This window comes from Ruegeria sp. AI3 (assembly GCF_056541245.1).
The window spans coordinates 318,451-334,523 of the sequence record NZ_JBQFYA010000001.1 but is presented as its reverse complement, the minus strand read 5'-3'; the positions used below and the strand labels follow the sequence as shown (position 1 = coordinate 334,523).

At 58.6% G+C, this 16,073-nt stretch carries 14 protein-coding genes and 3 tRNA genes; 10 read left to right on the top strand and 7 right to left on the bottom strand.

Features of this window, described 5'->3' with window-relative positions:
• Window positions 1-1,569 carry a caspase family protein gene (locus ACRZ95_RS01660; protein ID WP_170676156.1) on the bottom strand — a complete coding sequence of 523 codons (1,569 nt, stop codon included), beginning with the start codon at window positions 1,567-1,569 and terminating at the stop codon, window positions 1-3.
• Window positions 1,570-1,758: 189 nt separating this feature from the next.
• Here ACRZ95_RS01660 and zwf point away from each other — a divergent pair, with 189 nt between their 5' ends.
• The 4 genes from zwf to ACRZ95_RS01640 all read left to right on the top strand — a co-directional run bounded on the left by zwf (window position 1,759) and on the right by ACRZ95_RS01640 (window position 7,296).
• Complete coding sequence (gene zwf / locus ACRZ95_RS01655; RefSeq protein ID WP_170676155.1) at window positions 1,759-3,213, top strand: glucose-6-phosphate dehydrogenase; 1,455 nt, start codon at window positions 1,759-1,761, stop codon at window positions 3,211-3,213.
• Complete coding sequence (gene pgl / locus ACRZ95_RS01650) at window positions 3,210-3,881, top strand: 6-phosphogluconolactonase (RefSeq protein ID WP_170676154.1); 672 nt, start codon at window positions 3,210-3,212, stop codon at window positions 3,879-3,881. The genes zwf and pgl overlap by 4 nt, the downstream gene beginning before the upstream one ends.
• A 3-nt stretch (window positions 3,882-3,884) precedes the next feature.
• Window positions 3,885-5,492 (top strand): glucose-6-phosphate isomerase, encoded by a 1,608-nt coding sequence (gene pgi / locus ACRZ95_RS01645; protein ID WP_170676153.1) that lies wholly within the window; start codon window positions 3,885-3,887, stop codon window positions 5,490-5,492.
• Window positions 5,493-5,676: 184 nt separating this feature from the next.
• Window positions 5,677-7,296: a long-chain-fatty-acid--CoA ligase gene (locus tag ACRZ95_RS01640; RefSeq protein WP_170676152.1), complete on the top strand. Its 1,620-nt coding sequence runs from the start codon at window positions 5,677-5,679 to the stop codon at window positions 7,294-7,296.
• Window positions 7,297-7,307: 11 nt separating this feature from the next.
• Here the strand turns inward: ACRZ95_RS01640 and ACRZ95_RS01635 are convergent.
• A tRNA-Asn gene (locus tag ACRZ95_RS01635) sits at window positions 7,308-7,382 on the bottom strand.
• Between the two features lie 526 nt (window positions 7,383-7,908).
• Between ACRZ95_RS01635 and ACRZ95_RS01630 the strand changes: the two genes are divergently transcribed.
• Window positions 7,909-8,508, top strand: coding sequence for a hypothetical protein (locus ACRZ95_RS01630; RefSeq protein ID WP_480554415.1), 600 nt, complete (start codon window positions 7,909-7,911; stop codon window positions 8,506-8,508).
• Window positions 8,509-8,715: 207 nt separating this feature from the next.
• Here ACRZ95_RS01630 and ACRZ95_RS01625 read toward each other — a convergent pair.
• Window positions 8,716-8,790, bottom strand: a tRNA-Asn gene (locus ACRZ95_RS01625).
• A gap of 75 nt (window positions 8,791-8,865) precedes the next feature.
• Complete coding sequence (locus ACRZ95_RS01620) at window positions 8,866-9,780, bottom strand: MBL fold metallo-hydrolase (protein ID WP_170676134.1); 915 nt, start codon at window positions 9,778-9,780, stop codon at window positions 8,866-8,868.
• 44 nt (window positions 9,781-9,824) lie between these two features.
• On the opposite strand from ACRZ95_RS01620, the gene ACRZ95_RS01615 reads away from it, so the two are divergent.
• Window positions 9,825-11,144 carry an ATP-binding protein gene (locus ACRZ95_RS01615; protein WP_170676133.1) on the top strand — a complete coding sequence of 440 codons (1,320 nt, stop codon included), beginning with the start codon at window positions 9,825-9,827 and terminating at the stop codon, window positions 11,142-11,144.
• A 32-nt stretch (window positions 11,145-11,176) separates the two neighbouring features.
• Here ACRZ95_RS01615 and ACRZ95_RS01610 read toward each other — a convergent pair.
• A tRNA-Ile gene (locus ACRZ95_RS01610) sits at window positions 11,177-11,253 on the bottom strand.
• 107 nt (window positions 11,254-11,360) lie between these two features.
• Here ACRZ95_RS01610 and purM point away from each other — a divergent pair.
• The 3 genes from purM (at window position 11,361) to rnd (ending at window position 14,267) form a co-directional block, all read left to right on the top strand.
• The gene (purM, locus tag ACRZ95_RS01605) at window positions 11,361-12,407 is read left to right on the top strand and encodes a phosphoribosylformylglycinamidine cyclo-ligase (protein WP_170676132.1); all 1,047 of its coding nucleotides are present in this window, start codon (window positions 11,361-11,363) and stop codon (window positions 12,405-12,407) included.
• Window positions 12,404-13,000, top strand: coding sequence for a phosphoribosylglycinamide formyltransferase (purN, locus tag ACRZ95_RS01600; protein ID WP_170676131.1), 597 nt, complete (start codon window positions 12,404-12,406; stop codon window positions 12,998-13,000). The genes purM and purN overlap by 4 nt, the downstream gene beginning before the upstream one ends.
• A gap of 109 nt (window positions 13,001-13,109) precedes the next feature.
• Complete coding sequence (gene rnd, locus ACRZ95_RS01595; protein ID WP_170676130.1) at window positions 13,110-14,267, top strand: ribonuclease D; 1,158 nt, start codon at window positions 13,110-13,112, stop codon at window positions 14,265-14,267.
• 4 nt (window positions 14,268-14,271) lie between these two features.
• Here rnd and ACRZ95_RS01590 read toward each other — a convergent pair whose 3' ends face one another.
• Window positions 14,272-14,799 (bottom strand): hypothetical protein, encoded by a 528-nt coding sequence (locus tag ACRZ95_RS01590; protein WP_170676129.1) that lies wholly within the window; start codon window positions 14,797-14,799, stop codon window positions 14,272-14,274.
• Window positions 14,800-14,937: 138 nt separating this feature from the next.
• On the opposite strand from ACRZ95_RS01590, the gene ACRZ95_RS01585 reads away from it, so the two are divergent.
• Window positions 14,938-15,348, top strand: a complete 411-nt coding sequence (locus ACRZ95_RS01585) for a SufE family protein (protein ID WP_170659781.1) — start codon at window positions 14,938-14,940, stop codon at window positions 15,346-15,348.
• A gap of 2 nt (window positions 15,349-15,350) precedes the next feature.
• On the opposite strand, the gene ACRZ95_RS01580 is transcribed toward ACRZ95_RS01585, so the two are convergent.
• Window positions 15,351-16,010: a DUF1638 domain-containing protein gene (locus tag ACRZ95_RS01580; protein WP_170676128.1), complete on the bottom strand. Its 660-nt coding sequence runs from the start codon at window positions 16,008-16,010 to the stop codon at window positions 15,351-15,353.
• Between the last annotated feature and the right edge of the window lie 63 nt (window positions 16,011-16,073).

Below are 16,073 nucleotides of genomic sequence, written 5' to 3'. Positions count from 1 at the left end.
TTATCCCGCCCGCCACGCGTAGACCGAACACCCGGTTGAGCCCGAGCTGGTGAAGCTGTTGCCATCTTCAGCCAGACGACCGCGCCATTGAACTGTGATGCCAGGGAAATAGTCGGTGCCGCTGATCTGTTGGTCATTCACGTAGATCACCGTGTTGGCTTTTTGACCCAACGAGTCGGTGAGGCTTCCGGTGTATTTGTTGCCTCCGGCATGAGAGTAGCGCACTGTTCCGGTCACTTTCACGACCACCGCGCAGGTGGCCTTGAACTGCCAGGTGCCAGCCATAGAAAGGCTGGTGGATACCGACGGCGCAGGGGACGGTGTGGGGGATGGAGCAGCGACCACTTTGCAGATCGTGCCGCTTTTGCCCTGCAACTCTTCCAATGCGTGCTGAGTTCCCAAATCATCCGCCCCCAATTGCGACGCGCTCGCTTCACGGTAGCGCGCAAAGGCCTGACGGGTGCGCGGTCCGGCGACACCATCTGCGCCGCCTGCACTGCAGCCCAGCGCGTTCAAGGCCGATTGCGTGGCGCGCATCACTTCGCGCGAATCTGAAATAATCGGGGTGTCTGGGGCTTCGGGGGCCGGAGTACGCTCTGTCTCGATTGGCAGCTCAACCGAGGCAAGGCTGTCGCGCAATTGCAGAGCCACCTCGTAGGAGTAGTTCTCGGACCGATCCTCATACTTCTCAAGAAATGCGTCCAGTGCGGTCACCGTTCCGACCGAGCGCGCAAGCTCTAGATCGGCGCGCATGTCATCTGTCGGGGGCGTTGGTGCGGTCCGCGGGACCGTTGCGACAGCTGGGGTGAAATAGAATTCTCCCAACAGTTCATCATAGTAGGCGGGGATCTGCGTATGCTGAACGGTGCGGGACAGATCACGCACCTCGCGCCGCAGGTCTGAGACCATGCTGCGCAGCTCAAGACCGGGTTCTGACAGACGCGGCAGCAATGCGCGGGTGAAGACCGAGTTCTTCGCGGGTTCATCATCGCTCAGGCGGTCCAGCGCCATCTGGCCAGCCCCGGCGGAGAAGATCACGAACATACCCTCAGGCGCGTTGATGCGGCCCAAGCCACGCGTACGCCCTACGCTGCGCCCCGATACGGTTTCAAACGGATTGTCGCGGCAGGCGTCAATAATGGCGATTGAGGTGCGCGCGCCGGTGGCACGGACGCGGTCTAGCAGGTTCGACAGGGCGATGGATTCGGACTTCACGAAATCGGTCTCGCCGGACGAGGGCGCGACAATATCGGTGGGCAGCAGGTAATTCTCTCCGTCAATCTCGACGCCGTGACCGGCAAAGAACACAAAAGCGGTATCGCCAGCCTCAAGCCGAGCCGTAAAGTCGGCGATTTTCTGGTTCATGCCGCGCCGGTCGAGGTTGAGACCTTGGATAGTTTCAAAACCCAGATTTTCCAGCTTGTCGGAAACAGCCTCGGCATCGGCGACGGCTTTCTTCAAATCAACGACCGAGTTGTACTGATCATTGCCGATCACCAGCGCCAAACGCTCTTGCGCCCAAAGCGGGGCGGCGAAACATGCAAACAGAAAAAACAGAAACTTGTTCATCTCAACAACCCAAACTGGAATGATCCTGTTACATCTATATCGGAAAACCGCCGCGTCCCTCAGTGATTTGGATTACTTTGGCTGTACCAGTCGAATAAGAGGCGGTTTTCAGGTCATGCGACGGAAAAAAGACGCAATATGATTGCGCTAACATTGGACATGACCTTAGGTGCAGGTTAAGGACAACTCATGGTTTCACGCGTCATTCCCGTCGATCCGTTCGATCTGGTCATTTTCGGCGGCACCGGGGATCTTGCGCAGCGCAAGATCCTGCCCGCTTTGTTTCGCAGATTCTGCGCGGGGCAGTGGCCCGAAAGCGCGCGCATCATTGCGGTTGCACGCAGTGAGCTTTCGGCGGATGCGTTCCGGATCCTCGTGGCCGAGTCGTTGCGGAGCTATGCGCCCAGGCGGTCGGGTGAGGTTGAAAATCTCCAAGGTTTCCTGCAGCGCCTCGACTATGTTCGGCTGGATGCGCTCTCAACCGGCGGGTGGGATGAGCTGGCAGGCAAACTGACCCCGGACCGGGTGCGGGCTTTCTATTTCTCGGTCGGTCCCAGCCTGTTTGCCCCTCTGGCCGAACGTATCCGCGCGCATGCGCTTGCAACCGAGGATACAAGGATCGTGGTAGAGAAACCCTTTGGCCACGATCTAGATAGCGCACGGGATTTGAACGCTACGCTGGCGGCGCATTTCGACGAAGGGCAGATCTATCGGATCGACCACTATCTGGGGAAAGAAACCGTCCAAAACCTGATGGCCGTGCGGTTTGGCAACATGCTGTTCGAGCCGCTTTGGAACAGCCAGTATGTGGATCACATCCAGATCACCGTGGCCGAAACGGTCGGTGTCAAAGGGCGCGAAGACTATTACGAGCGCGCCGGAGCCATGCGCGACATGGTGCAGAACCACCTGATGCAACTGCTGTGCCTGATCGCGATGGAGCCGCCCGCAAAATTCGATCCGGACGCTGTACGCGACGAAAAGCTCAAGGTCATCCGCGCGCTTGATCCGGTTGAGCCGCACCACATTGTACGCGGGCAGTTCGCCGCCGAGGCTGATGGGGCGGGCTATCGTGAAGTTGTCGGAAATCCCCGCTCGACTACGGAAAGCTACGTGGCCTTGAAGGCGCATATCAGCAACTGGCGATGGGCCGGGACGCCGTTCTACCTGCGCACCGGCAAGCAGCTGGTGGCGCGCTCCTCGGTGATCAACGTGCAGTTCAAGGATGCACCGCATTCGATCTTTGGAGAGGCGGCGGGGCGACACGCCAATGCGTTATCTATCCGGTTGCAACCGAATGAGGGGATCACCCTGAAGGTGACAATCAAGGAACCGGGGCAAGGTGGAATGCGTTTGATCGACGTCCCGCTCGACATGAGCTTTGCCGAGGCGCTCGGGCCGGAAAATCAAGACCCGCCCGATGCCTATGAACGCCTGATCATGGACGTGATCCGGGGCAACCAGACCCTGTTCATGCGTGGTGATGAGGTCGAGGCCGCCTGGGCCTGGACCGATCCGATCATCGCCGGATGGCAGGCGCGGGGCGATGTCCCCAAACCCTATGACAGTGGCAGCACAGGGCCGGGCGACGCCGAGCTGCTGATGAAACGAGACGGTCGCCACTGGCAAGGAATCAAGCCATGAATATTCAGGAATATGCCGACCGCGACATGTTGGCGATCGACGTGGCCAACGCATTGGCCGGAGAATTGGAGGCCGCGTTGTTGCATGACGACAAGGTGGCCCTTGCAGTGCCGGGCGGAACGACTCCGGGGCCGGTTTTCGATGTCCTCTGCGCTGCAGATCTCGATTGGGCGCGGATACGCGTGCTGCCGACCGACGAACGCTGTGTACCTGCCGACAGTGACCGCTCGAACGAGCGTCTGATCCGCGAACGTCTTCTGACCAACCGTGCCTCGGTGGCGCAATATGTACCTCTCTATGTCCCTGGGGTCGCTCCTGAGGACGCACTGCCTGAGATCGAGTCATTGATCGCACCAGTGCTGCCTTTGTCGGTGCTGGTGTTGGGGATGGGTGGTGATATGCACACCGCCTCGCTGTTTCCGGGAATGCAGGGGCTGGCCGAAGCGTTGGACAGCAACGCGCCGACGCTGGCTGTGGCGCGGACGGATGTGCAGCCGGAACCGCGTATCACCCTGACGGCTCCGGTCCTAGATGGGGCCTTGTCGAAACATCTGATCATCTTCAGCGCCGAGAAGCGGGAAGCGCTGGAGAAGGCCATGTCTCTGCCGCCCGAAGAGGCGCCGATCGCGGCCGTTCTGGGCGGCATGACCGTGCATTGGGCGGAGTGAGCCATGCGACTGGATAGATTGAAAGCACTAGCAGCATCGCAGCAGGCGCGCATTCTAGACCTGTTCGAAGCGGACGCGGATCGTGCACAGAATTTCTCCGCCACAACCGGCGATATGCTGTTCGACTACTCAAAAACGCAGCTCGACGGCGAGATTCGGGACGCTCTGATCCAACTATGTGACCAAGCCGATCTGGAAGCACGCCGCGAGGCGATGTTTTCTGGCCAGAAAATCAACGAGACCGAAGATCGCGCGGTGTTGCACACGGCGTTGCGAAACCTGGACGGCGACGCGGTGCAGGTCGATGGTCAGGATGTCATGCCGGACGTTCTGGACACTTTGCAGCGGATGCGCGTCTTCGCTGAGGAAGTGCGCGGAGGTACCGCTGCCGGGGCAGGGGGCAGCTTTACCGATGTTGTGAATATCGGTATCGGAGGTTCGGATCTGGGGCCGGTGATGGCGACCCACGCGCTGTCGCCCTACCATGATGGGCCGCGTTTGCGCTATGTCTCGAACGTCGATGGCGCGCATATCGCTGATACGTTGCGCCAGCTGGACCCGACCCGGACATTGGTGATCGTGGCCTCGAAAACCTTCACGACGATTGAAACCATGACCAACGCCCTCACCGCGCGGGCCTGGATGAGCGAGGGCGGAGGCGATCCTTCTAAGCAGTTTGCCGCCGTCTCAAGCGCGTTGGACAAAACACACGCCTTCGGCATCCCCGAGGATCGCGTATTCGGTTTCGCAGATTGGGTCGGCGGGCGGTACTCTGTCTGGGGACCTGTCGGTTTGCCGGTGATGATCGCGATCGGCTCGAATGCATTCGATGCTTTCCTGCGGGGTGGACAGGCGATGGACCTGCATTTCCGTTCGGCCGAATGGGCCGAGAGTGTGCCGGTAATGCTGGCTTTGGTCGGAATCTGGCATCGTCAGGTGCTGGGCCATGCTAGCCGAGCGGTGTTGCCCTATGACCAAAGGCTGCTGCGCCTACCGGCCTATTTTCAGCAGCTCGAGATGGAATCGAACGGCAAATCGGTTGCAATGGATGGCAGCGCGCTTTCGGTGCCGTCCGGGCCTGTTGTTTGGGGTGAGCCGGGCACCAATGGTCAGCATGCCTTCTACCAGTTGATCCATCAGGGCACCGACGTGATCCCCTGCGAATTCATGGTCGCTGCCGAAGGGCATGAACCTGAACTGGCCCATCATCACCGCCTGCTTCTCGCCAATTGCCTTGCCCAGTCCGAGGCTTTGATGCGCGGCAGGTCTCTCGACGAAGCCAGCGCCCGTATGGCTGCCAAAGGCCTGCAGGGCGATGAACTCGACCGTCAGGCACTGCATCGGGTGTTTCCGGGCAACCGGCCTTCGACCACCTTGATCTACCCCAAACTGACGCCCTTTGTGTTGGGGCAGATCATTGCGCTCTATGAACATCGGGTGTTCGTCGAAGGCGTTCTTCTGGGCATCAATTCTTTCGATCAATGGGGCGTCGAACTGGGTAAAGAACTTGCCACTTCACTCGGGCCGATCGTGGACGGAGAAGAAAGCGCCGACGACAAGGATGGCTCGACCGCCGCCCTTGTCGCCTATGCCCTGCGCCACCGCAATTGACGTGCTGAAATGCGGCCCGGGCCAATCTCGGGCCGCAATCTTTTTATTGTCAGACAAATAATTGCTTGGCAGGGTTCTTTCCAATGAACCGTCATGATTGATCGCCCTGCCACAGGCCCGCGTATCTCTCAATGTACGGAATGGCCGCCGACAGCGTGGCCTGAACAAGAAAGGGAGTATGTCCATGCTGGGACAGATGATGACGCAGCCCTTGCTGATCTCGTCACTGATTGATCACGCCGAGCGCTACCACGGTCAGACGGAAATCGTGTCGGTTGAAACAGACGGCACCGTAACGCAGACCAATTGGTCCGAAGTGGCACGCAACGCTCGCCGGTTGGGATCGGCATTAACCAAGCTTGGACTGGAACCACAAGACCGCATCGGCACCCTGGCCTGGAACAACCGCCGCCACCTTGAGATCTACTATGCGACTTCGGGCGCCGGTTTCGTGTGTCACACGATCAATCCGCGCCTCTTCCCCGAGCAGCTGACCTACATCATCAACCACGCCCAGGATCGCGTTCTGTTCTTCGACGCCACCTTCATCCCTCTGGTCGCCGCGTTGCAAGAAGGGCTAGGCGAGGTTCATCACTTTGTTTTGATGGGCCCTCGTGATGACGAAGCGGCGGCGCAGATCGACGGGCTGCAATTCTATGTTGAATTGATCCAGACGGGTGATACCGATTTCGCATGGCCGGTCTTGGATGAAAACACTGCCTCCGGCCTGTGTTACACCTCGGGCACGACGGGCCATCCCAAGGGGGTGCTCTATTCGCATCGCTCGACCGTATTGCATGGCTTTGCCTCGAATGCGCGAGACGTCATTGGCTATTCGGCCATGGATGTCGTGATGCCCGTGGTGCCGATGTTCCATGTCAATGCCTGGGGGTCGCCCTATGCCTGTGCCATGTCCGGGTCGCGCATGGTTCTGCCGGGGCCGGGACTGCATGGTGAGGCGCTGGTCAATCTGATTGACAGCTATGGCGTGACGGTCGCGATGGGTGTTCCCACGATCTGGCAGGGCCTTCTGGCCCATGCCGCGCAATCCGGCAGCAAACTCGCCAGCCTTGATCGCACCGTGATCGGAGGTGCCGCTTGCCCACCCTCGATGATCGAAACCTTCCGTGAGGTCTACGACGTCGACACCGTCCACGCGTGGGGCATGAGTGAGATGAGCCCGCTTGGTACAACCAATGTCCCGATTGCCAAACATCGCGACCTACCGATCGAAGAGCAACACCGTCTACGCGAAAGCCAGGGGCGGCCTCCCTACGGGGTTGAGCTGAAGATCGTGGATGACGACGGTAACGATTTGCCCCATGACGGCGAAACTCAGGGCGACCTGATGGTGCGCGGCCCGTGGGTACTGGACAGCTATTTCCAGATGCAGGACGAGGCGCTTTTACAGGATGGCTGGTTCGCCACCGGGGATGTCGCAACACTGGATGCCGACGGCTACATGACGATCCGCGACCGGTCAAAGGACATCATTAAATCGGGAGGCGAATGGATAAGCTCGGTTGAGTTGGAAAACATCGCAGTCGCTCATCCAAAACTCGCCACAGCTGCAGTGGTCGGGGTTTCGCACCCCAAATGGGACGAGCGTCCGATTCTGGTCGCCGTGAAGGCCGAGGGAGAGGAGCCGTCAGAGGAAGAACTGCTGTCCTTCTTTGATGGCAAGATCGCCAAATGGCAAGTGCCGGATAAGGTTGTGTTCATCGACGCTTTGCCGTTGAACGCAACAGGAAAGGTGCTGAAACGGACCCTGCGCACGCAGTTTGCCGACGCGTTGACGGGGTGATTTGGGGGAATTGGCTCCGGCGGTAGGGATCGAACCTACGACCAATTGATTAACAGTCAACTGCTCTACCGCTGAGCTACGCCGGAACGGTTCGCGCCGTATAGCAAGCTGTTTTCATGGCGTCTAGATCATCTTGTGGGATTTTGAGTAAAATTATCAAACAGGCCGCTTCTCCCCGGCACTGATCTCTTCAGACTTCGGTTCAACCCCCGGTTCGTTTGCCGCGAGAACGAATTGCAATTTGCTATCGTCGTTCGAAAAAGGCACAAGAAGTACGCCAAATACGGCACTCGTCGGCATAAAACGCAACAGCCGTTTCGAGACAGTGTTTGTCAGGCTTGAACACTGGCGTCGCGAAGTAGAGCGATGCGACCGATGACTCAAAAACCTCTTCCTAGACCATCGCCCTGGCTTTGACACTCATTTAGCTGCAAAAGAACTCAATGAGTTCAGAACCCAAAGGCCTCTGCGCGTATTTTAGTACGCTTGACCTTGATTTAGTTTTCTTTTGTTTGTCAGCTGCGGAGCGCAGTATCTGGTTCAAATCACTGTCGTTCATGATACTTTTCTTTGGAGGTCAGTTAGATGCATTGCAACAACTTGGAGACCGAATTGAACACAGCTCAGCTCAAGAAACCAGTTCTAACTATGCCTAATGACGTGCAGGAAGTACTGCGCGAGCATTATCAAAAATCTTCTGTCATTCTGGAGTATGGATCCGGGGGATCCACTGTATTGGCAGGGGAATTGGAGAATAAAAAAGTCTTTAGTGTGGAAAGTGATCAATACTGGGCTCAAATGATGCATCGGTGGTTCCAGGAAAATCCTCCTAAGACGAGTACTGAAGTCAATATTTCATGGGTGAACATTGGGAAGACAAAGAAATGGGGTTTCCCGGTAAATACGAAGGAATCGAACCTGTTTCCCAGATACCCATTGTCAATTTGGCAAAGCGATGGGTTTCAGCATCCTGATGTAGTGCTGGTGGACGGACGGTTTCGCGTCGGTTGTGCCCTGGCGACGGCTTTTAACATCAAGCGACCGGTGACACTTTTGTTTGATGACTACCTTCACCGCCCGCGTATGCGCGCTGCCGAAGAGTTTCTTAGGGCTCCGAAGTTTGTCGGTCGGATGGCGATTTTTGACGTAGAGCCTATGGAAATTCCAGTAGATCGGTTGGTTCGTGTGATTCGTTTGTTGACAACCGCCTAGTCGAATCCTTCGACCCCACGTTGTGTGGCTCTGTAGGTGCTATGATTTGTTCATAGGCGTTAGGATAGTGTGGGTTCTACCAAACGGAGGCGGTGGGCTTTATTGTCCGATTAATACCCGAAAAAGCTCTAACCCTATTTGTCTTTTTCTCACCAAGACCTGCGAAGGTTCTACGCAGAGGAAAACTAACCAACTTGCTGAGAAGATTGGCTCCGGCGGTAGGGATCGAACCTACGACCAATTGATTAACAGTCAACTGCTCTACCGCTGAGCTACGCCGGAACTGAGGGGCGTATAACAACCCCGATTTTTGACGTCCAGAGGGGAAGCGCGCGAAATCAGAATTTTTTCTCATGCTCACGAAAGTCGCCGGAAAACCGCATCTGATGCGAGGGCGCCATCGTAGGTGACCTTGGATTTTCCCGTCAAATCAATCAAATGCGCCAGGACGTTACGCTCGGCTGCGGGCAGCAGAGCTTTCGGGGTGTCGGTGTAGATACGCTCGGCCAATTGCCGGGCCGAGCCTTGCCGATCTGCCAGCGCCGCGAGGATTTGCGCTTCTCGTCCTAGCCTATGCTGAATCAACCACTGCAGCCGCTCGGCAGGATTTTCGATCGGCGCGCCGTGACCCGAGTGAAAGACGGACCAGTCGCGTTGTTGCAACCTATGGCAGGCCGCCATGAAATCGGTGAGGTCTCCGTCAGGGGGAGAGACGAGCGAACTGGCCCAACCCATCACGTGATCCGCCGTAAAGCACACATCGCCCCAGGCCAGCGCAATATGATTGCCCAGATGGCCGGGGGTGTGAATGACCTCAAGCTGCCAGTCGTCACCTGTGATGCGTTCTCCGTCCGCCAATTCGATATCTGGCCGGAATGCGGTGTCGATGCCTTCTCCGCCTTGCACCATGCCACTCTTGGCGAGGTCGGACATGACCGGACTGCGCCCGGCCTCGGGTCCTCCGAAGGCCAGAATTGGTGCACCCGTGCGGGCCGCGAGCGGGGCAGCCAGAGGCGAATGATCCAGATGGGTGTGAGTCACGAGGATTTGGCTGATTCTCTGATCAGGTGTCAGCGCGTCCAGAATCGCCTCCAGATGCGCGTCGCTCAGTGGTCCGGGATCGATCACCGCCAGATCCCGCGTCCCCAGAAGATAGGTGTTTGTGCCCCGATACGTCATCGGCGAAGGATTCGGAGCCAGGATGCGCCGTAAACCCGGGTGCAACTCCTGCGCCACGCCAGCCGGCGGGTTGAATTCGTCAGGTGCCTGCATTCTGTCCTCTTTCTCTTGTCCGGGCAGCCCGCTAGGTTTAGCGCATGTCCACGCAATGGCTCAAACCCTATATGCCGCGCGGCCTGTATGTCCGGGCCGCGCTGATTCTCGTCCTGCCGGTGGTGGCCTTGCTGCTGGTGGTGGGCATTGCGTTCCTGCAAAAGCATCTGGAGGACGTGACCGCGCAAATGACGCAAGCTGCCGCGCGTGAGGTCCGACTGATCACTCAGACGATGGCTGAGTCTGAGACCCGGCAACAGGCGTTGGCCGCTGTGCGTCCTGATCTGAGCGCTCTGTCGATGAAGATGCAGTTCCTCGATGCGGATGAGATGCCAGAAATCGGCCGGCGAAGATGGTACGATTTTATTGCGCCACAGGTTGAGGCAGATCTCATTGCAGAATTGCCTGACCTTGAAGCGGTTGCCCTGCCTAGTGGGCAAGAGGCGCGCCTCTATATGCCCACCCATCTGGGCCTGTTGCAGTTGACCTTTGATCGACGGCGTCTGTCCCCCGCGGCGCCGCATCAGTTGATTGTGACGATGGTTTTCTTTGCCATCATCATGACCTCGATCTCGTTTCTATACATGCGCAACCAACTGCGACCCATTACGCGGCTTGCGGATGCTGCACAGGCTTTTGGTCGCGGACGGGTGGTGCCGTATTCCCCCGGCGGCGCGGTCGAGGTTCGGGCCGCGGGCAACGCTTTTCTCGACATGCGGGCGCGGATTGAGCGGCAGATGGAGCAGCGGACAATGATGCTATCGGGTGTCAGCCATGACCTGCGTACTCCGCTGACACGGCTTAAACTGGGCCTGTCTATGCTGCCCGAAGAAGAGGCTGCGCCGTTGCAGCAGGACGTAACCGAGATGCAATCGCTTCTGGATGCGTTCCTCGACTTTTCCCGCGGTGCTGCCGAAGGTGCTCCCGAAGAGGTCGATCCCGAAGCTTTGCTGACGCAGATCGTCAGCGATGCAAGACGGGCTGGCCATAAGGCGGAACTGGTTACCGTCGACGGGCAGGGGACAGCGATGTTGCGACCATCAGCCATGCGCCGGGCGGTCGAGAACCTGATCGGTAATGCCGTGCGGTATGGCAGCAAGGCGGATGTCAGCCTGACGCTGACGCCCAAATCTCTACGCATCCGGGTCGAGGATGATGGGCCAGGTATCCCGCCCGAACAGCGGACCGAGGCCGTTAAGCCTTTTTCCCGGCTGGACCCTGCACGCAATCAGAACCAAGGCAGCGGTGTTGGTCTGGGCCTTGCCATCGTGGCCGACATCGCCCGTGCCCATGGCGGCGTCTTGCGCCTTGGCAAAAGCGAGAGATTAGGCGGGCTGTGTGCCGACATCATTGTAGGGCGCTAGAGGCGCGGCGTTCTTATGAAAACAGCGGAATTTGGTAGGCCCGGCAGGACTTGAACCCGCAACCAAAGCGTTATGAGCGCTCTGCTCTAACCAATTGAGCTACAGGCCCGCCTGAGCGCTTTGAGTACCACGGTGAACGCCCGCGTCAAGCCTGACCGTTGCATCAAAGCGCACAATCGACTAACTCGCCCGCAAACCATTCATGAAGGATAGGCCATGACAGCGGGCAAGAACGGAATCACCTACGCCGACGCGGGTGTGGATATTGATGCAGGCAACGCTCTGGTCGACCGCATCAAGCCTGCTGCAAAACGCACCAATCGCCCCGGTGTCATGAGCGGTCTGGGCGGGTTCGGCGCGCTGTTCGACCTCAAGGCCGCTGGCTATGAAGATCCGATTCTGGTGGGGGCCACCGACGGTGTCGGCACCAAGCTGCGGATCGCGATTGATACTGGTGTTGTGGATGGCGTTGGCATTGATCTTGTGGCCATGTGCGTCAACGACCTGATCTGCCAGGGCGCTGAGCCATTGTTCTTTCTCGATTATTTCGCCACTGGCAAGCTGGACACCGATACTGCCGCGCGGATCATCGAAGGGATTGCCGAAGGCTGTGCGCAGTCGGGATGCGCCTTGATCGGTGGCGAAACTGCCGAGATGCCGGGCATGTATCCCGATGGCGATTTCGATCTGGCCGGGTTCTCGGTCGGCGCGATGGAGCGCGGTGCCGATCTGCCCGACGGCGTAGCGGCGGGCGACGTTCTGTTGGGATTAGCCTCCAACGGGGTGCATTCCAATGGCTACTCTCTGGTGCGCAAACTGGTCGAGATTTCCGGGCTGGGCTGGGAGGCCGACTCGCCCTTTAGCGACGGCACGTTGGGCGAGTCGCTGCTGACGCCGACGCGGCTTTATGTAAAGCCTGCACTGGCCGCGATCCGCGCCGGGGGTGTGCATGCGCTGGCTCATATCACCGGCGGCGGTCTGACCGAAAACCTGCCGCGTGTTCTGCCCGAAGGGCTGGGCGCGCAGATCGATCTGGACGCATGGGATTTGCCGCCTGTCTTCGGTTGGATGGCCGAAACTGGCGGGACTGCCGAAGCTGAGATGTTGAAGACTTTCAACTGCGGCATCGGCATGATCGTGGTCTGCGCCGAAGATCAGGCCGACGCGCTGACTGCTTTGCTGACTGAGGCGGGTGAGACCGTGTCGCGCATCGGCACCGTGACTGACAAGGCTGGCGTGGCCTATTCGGGCAAACTGCTGTGAGCCACAAGCGCGTCGCGATCCTGATTTCCGGCGGCGGGTCAAACATGGTTTCTCTGGTCGACAGCATGACCGGAGATCACCCTGCGCGCCCATGTCTGGTTCTGTCTAACGACGCGCAGGCCGGTGGTCTGGCAAAGGCGCGGGATCGCGGGATAGAAACGGCTGTGGTTGATCACCGCCCTTTTAATGGGGATCGAGCGGCGTTTGAGGCGGAGTTACTGAAGCCGCTTGAGGCCGCGCAACCCGATATTGTATGTCTGGCCGGGTTCATGCGGGTCCTGACCGGCGATTTCGTCTCGCGCTTTCAGGGGCGGATGCTGAACATTCACCCCTCGTTGCTGCCGAAATACAAAGGCCTGCACACCCATGCCCGCGCGATCGAAGCCGGTGACGCCGAACACGGCTGCACCGTGCATGAGGTCACCGCGGCGCTGGATGATGGCCCAATTCTGGGGCAGGCGCGGGTCGCCATTGAACCCGAGGACACCCCCGACAGCCTGGCCGCCAAAGTGTTGGTTTTTGAGCATCAGCTCTACCCGCCGGTGCTGCGGCGGTATGCGGAAGGCAACAGGTCCGTTCTTATGCTGCCCTGATCGTCCTTGGGTGATTTACACCCGGCGGAAATTCGTCCTATGGTCGCCGATAACGCTCGGGACGGTAGAAAAACGGGCAGTCACACAAAGAACAAGAATAGTACGGCGCATGAGAACTCTGACAACGACGCAAGAGCTGGCTGATTTCTGCTGGGCTGCTGCTGCCTTTCCCTATGTCACTGTAGATACAGAATTTCTGCGCGAGCGGACCTACTATTCAAAACTATGTCTGGTGCAATTGGCCGTCCCCTCCGAGGAAGAAGACAGTGCCGTTCTGGTTGACCCACTGGCCGAAGGTATCTCGCTTGAGCCGCTCTATGAGCTGTTCCGGAATGAGAGCGTGGTCAAGGTGTTCCACGCCGCACGTCAGGACCTTGAGATCTTCTGGGTCGATGCGCATGTATTCCCGACCCCGCTGTTTGACACGCAGGTTGCCGCGATGGTCTGCGGCTTTGGTGAACAGGTCGGCTATGAGACGCTGGTGCGCAAGATCTGCAAGCAGGGGGTGGATAAAACCTCGCGCTTTACCGACTGGTCGCGGCGTCCTCTGACAGATGCGCAAAAGACCTATGCGCTGGCCGATGTGACCCATCTGCGCAAGATTTACGAACATCTCGCGGCCGAGCTTGAGAAAACCAAGCGCAGCCATTGGGTGTCCGAGGAACTACGCATCCTGACCCAGCCCGGCACTTATGACATCCGGCCCGAGGATGCTTGGAAGCGTGTTAAAACGCGGACGAACTCGGCCAAGTTTCTGGCGGTTGTGCGGGAGTTGGCGCAGTTCCGCGAAACTCACGCACAGGACAACAACATCCCGCGCAACCGCGTGTTCAAAGATGACGCGCTGATCGAACTGGCCTCAACTAAACCCAAAACGCCATCGGACCTTGGCGGCTCGCGCCTACTGCTGCGAGAGGCGCGCAAAGGGGCAATTGCGGAAGGCATTCTGGCGGCCGTTAAAAAGGGTGTGAACTGCCCACTCGAACAGCTGCCCAAGGTCGACACGAGCCGCGACAAACTGAAGGTGAACCCAGCGCTGGCTGATCTGTTGCGGGTGCTGCTGAAATCGAAAACCGAAAGCTCGGGCGTGGCGGCAAAGCTGATCGCCACCAGCGCCGAACTGGACCAGATCGCAGCGGGCGAGCGCGGCCTTCCCTCAATGACCGGCTGGAGGTTCGAGGTGTTCGGTGAGGATGCTCTGAAGCTGTGCGAAGGCAAGATCGCACTGGCTGCAATGGGGCAAAACGTGAAGGTCGTGCCCCTCTGATCGCTTAGCGGCGACGCGATTCCAAGGCGTTTTGCTGCCCAACCACGCGGACCAGACGGATGCCTTCTAGCTCTTGCCGGGAGACGTTGATGGCGTCGGAGACCATGCGCGAACGCTCTGTACCCTGCGCAGTCTGCGCCTTGGGGTAATTCACTAGGAAGGTGAACTCCATCACGGCGTTCTTCTGGTTTTCCTCCGAATTCACGGGCACCAGACGGGCGTTGAACGCGCCTTGGCGTTGCGCCGTGCCCGAAGAATAGACAATCGCTCCGGTCGGTGTTGCGTCGATCCGCAGTTCGTCAATTTTTGCAATTGGAACACTGGTGTCTTCTTCTATGGGACGGTCAAAAAGGCCGATGCCATCGCTTTGTCTTGGCACCAGCGCATAGGCCTCGTCTACCGGGGCTGTTTCGACTGGGGCGGGCTGGCTGGATCCGAACCAGTTCGACGGGTTCGCTCGAGAATTGCGCCAGCTGTTGCAGGCAGACAGGGTCAACGCGGCGATGATAAGAAGAGACAGTGATTTTTGCATGGACCCACGGCTTTAACAGTCATTCACGCAATGGGTTAGCGCAATTTCCTTGCCTTGAAAAGCCACGGCGAGGGCTGGACAGGTGGCTATCGTCGGCATAGGTCACAATTGTGAATGAAACAGAAGGACCGCCGCGCCATGGCAACGCCCGCCTTTGAAGAAATTGTCGAAGACTTCGAGTTCCTCGAAGATTGGGAGGACCGCTATCGCCATGTGATCGAGCAGGGCAAAGCGATGGAGCCGCTGGACGATGCGCTCAAAGTTCCAGCCACCAAAGTGGACGGTTGCGCCAGCCAGGTGTGGCTGCACCCTATGATCGATGGCGGCGTGTTTCGTTTCGATGGGGATAGCGATGCGCTGATCGTTCGTGGTCTGATTGCGGTTTTACGTCTTCTTTACAACGGCTTGCCGGTTGCTGAGGTGATCAAGGTCGACGCCGGCGGAGAGTTGGCGCGGCTGGGCCTGAATGACCACTTGTCCGCTCAGCGGTCGAACGGTCTGAGGGCGATGATCGAACGCATCCGCGAAGTCGCGCAGGAAAAAGCGTAGCGTCAGCGCGTTCTAGTCGCCCAATCGGTTAGCGTGGTTTCCAGATCGCCATAGCCGGTCAAGCGGCGCTCAAAATCCAGTCCCATACGCTCGGCACATTCCTGCGCGCGCGCCGTTAGCGCGGGATCATCCGTTTGGGCCTGATAGACCAGTTTGGTGTAGTTCCCGAAATACATGTCTCGCAGCTGGGGATGGCGATCCAAACCCAGCGGTTTCCAGACAAATGCGTCGAACTGCCGGGCCAGAAAATCGGTAAGGTAAAAGGCGGTTGTCTCGTCCTCGCCCTGTGCGGCAAAGGCTTCATTCCCTTCGAAGAACGAATAGCAATGCGGGCCCTTGACCATCTCGACACCAAGCCGGTCGCAGGCCTGCTGTAGCAGGCCACCGGTGCCGCAATCCGCGTAGACGACGAAGACCTGATCATACTGCTCACGATGCTTGGCAATCGCATCTTCAACGGCCTGAGTGATCTTCTCAGGGTGGACATGAAGGATCGCGGGTAGGCAGGTCAGGTCCATATGGTCCCAGCCGTTGCGGTTCTTGAGGTCCAGAATCTCGCGCGCCAAGGCCCCGCAGGCCAGCAAAAGGATACGCCCCTTGCCGGTTTCGTCATATCCATCGGTCGTTAGACGGGCGTCATCGGGATGCTGGTTCTGTGACATTCCGGAGTCCTCTGGCTGGCTGGTCCGGGTGATTTTGCCCGAAAACGCGGCTTGAAACAAAAA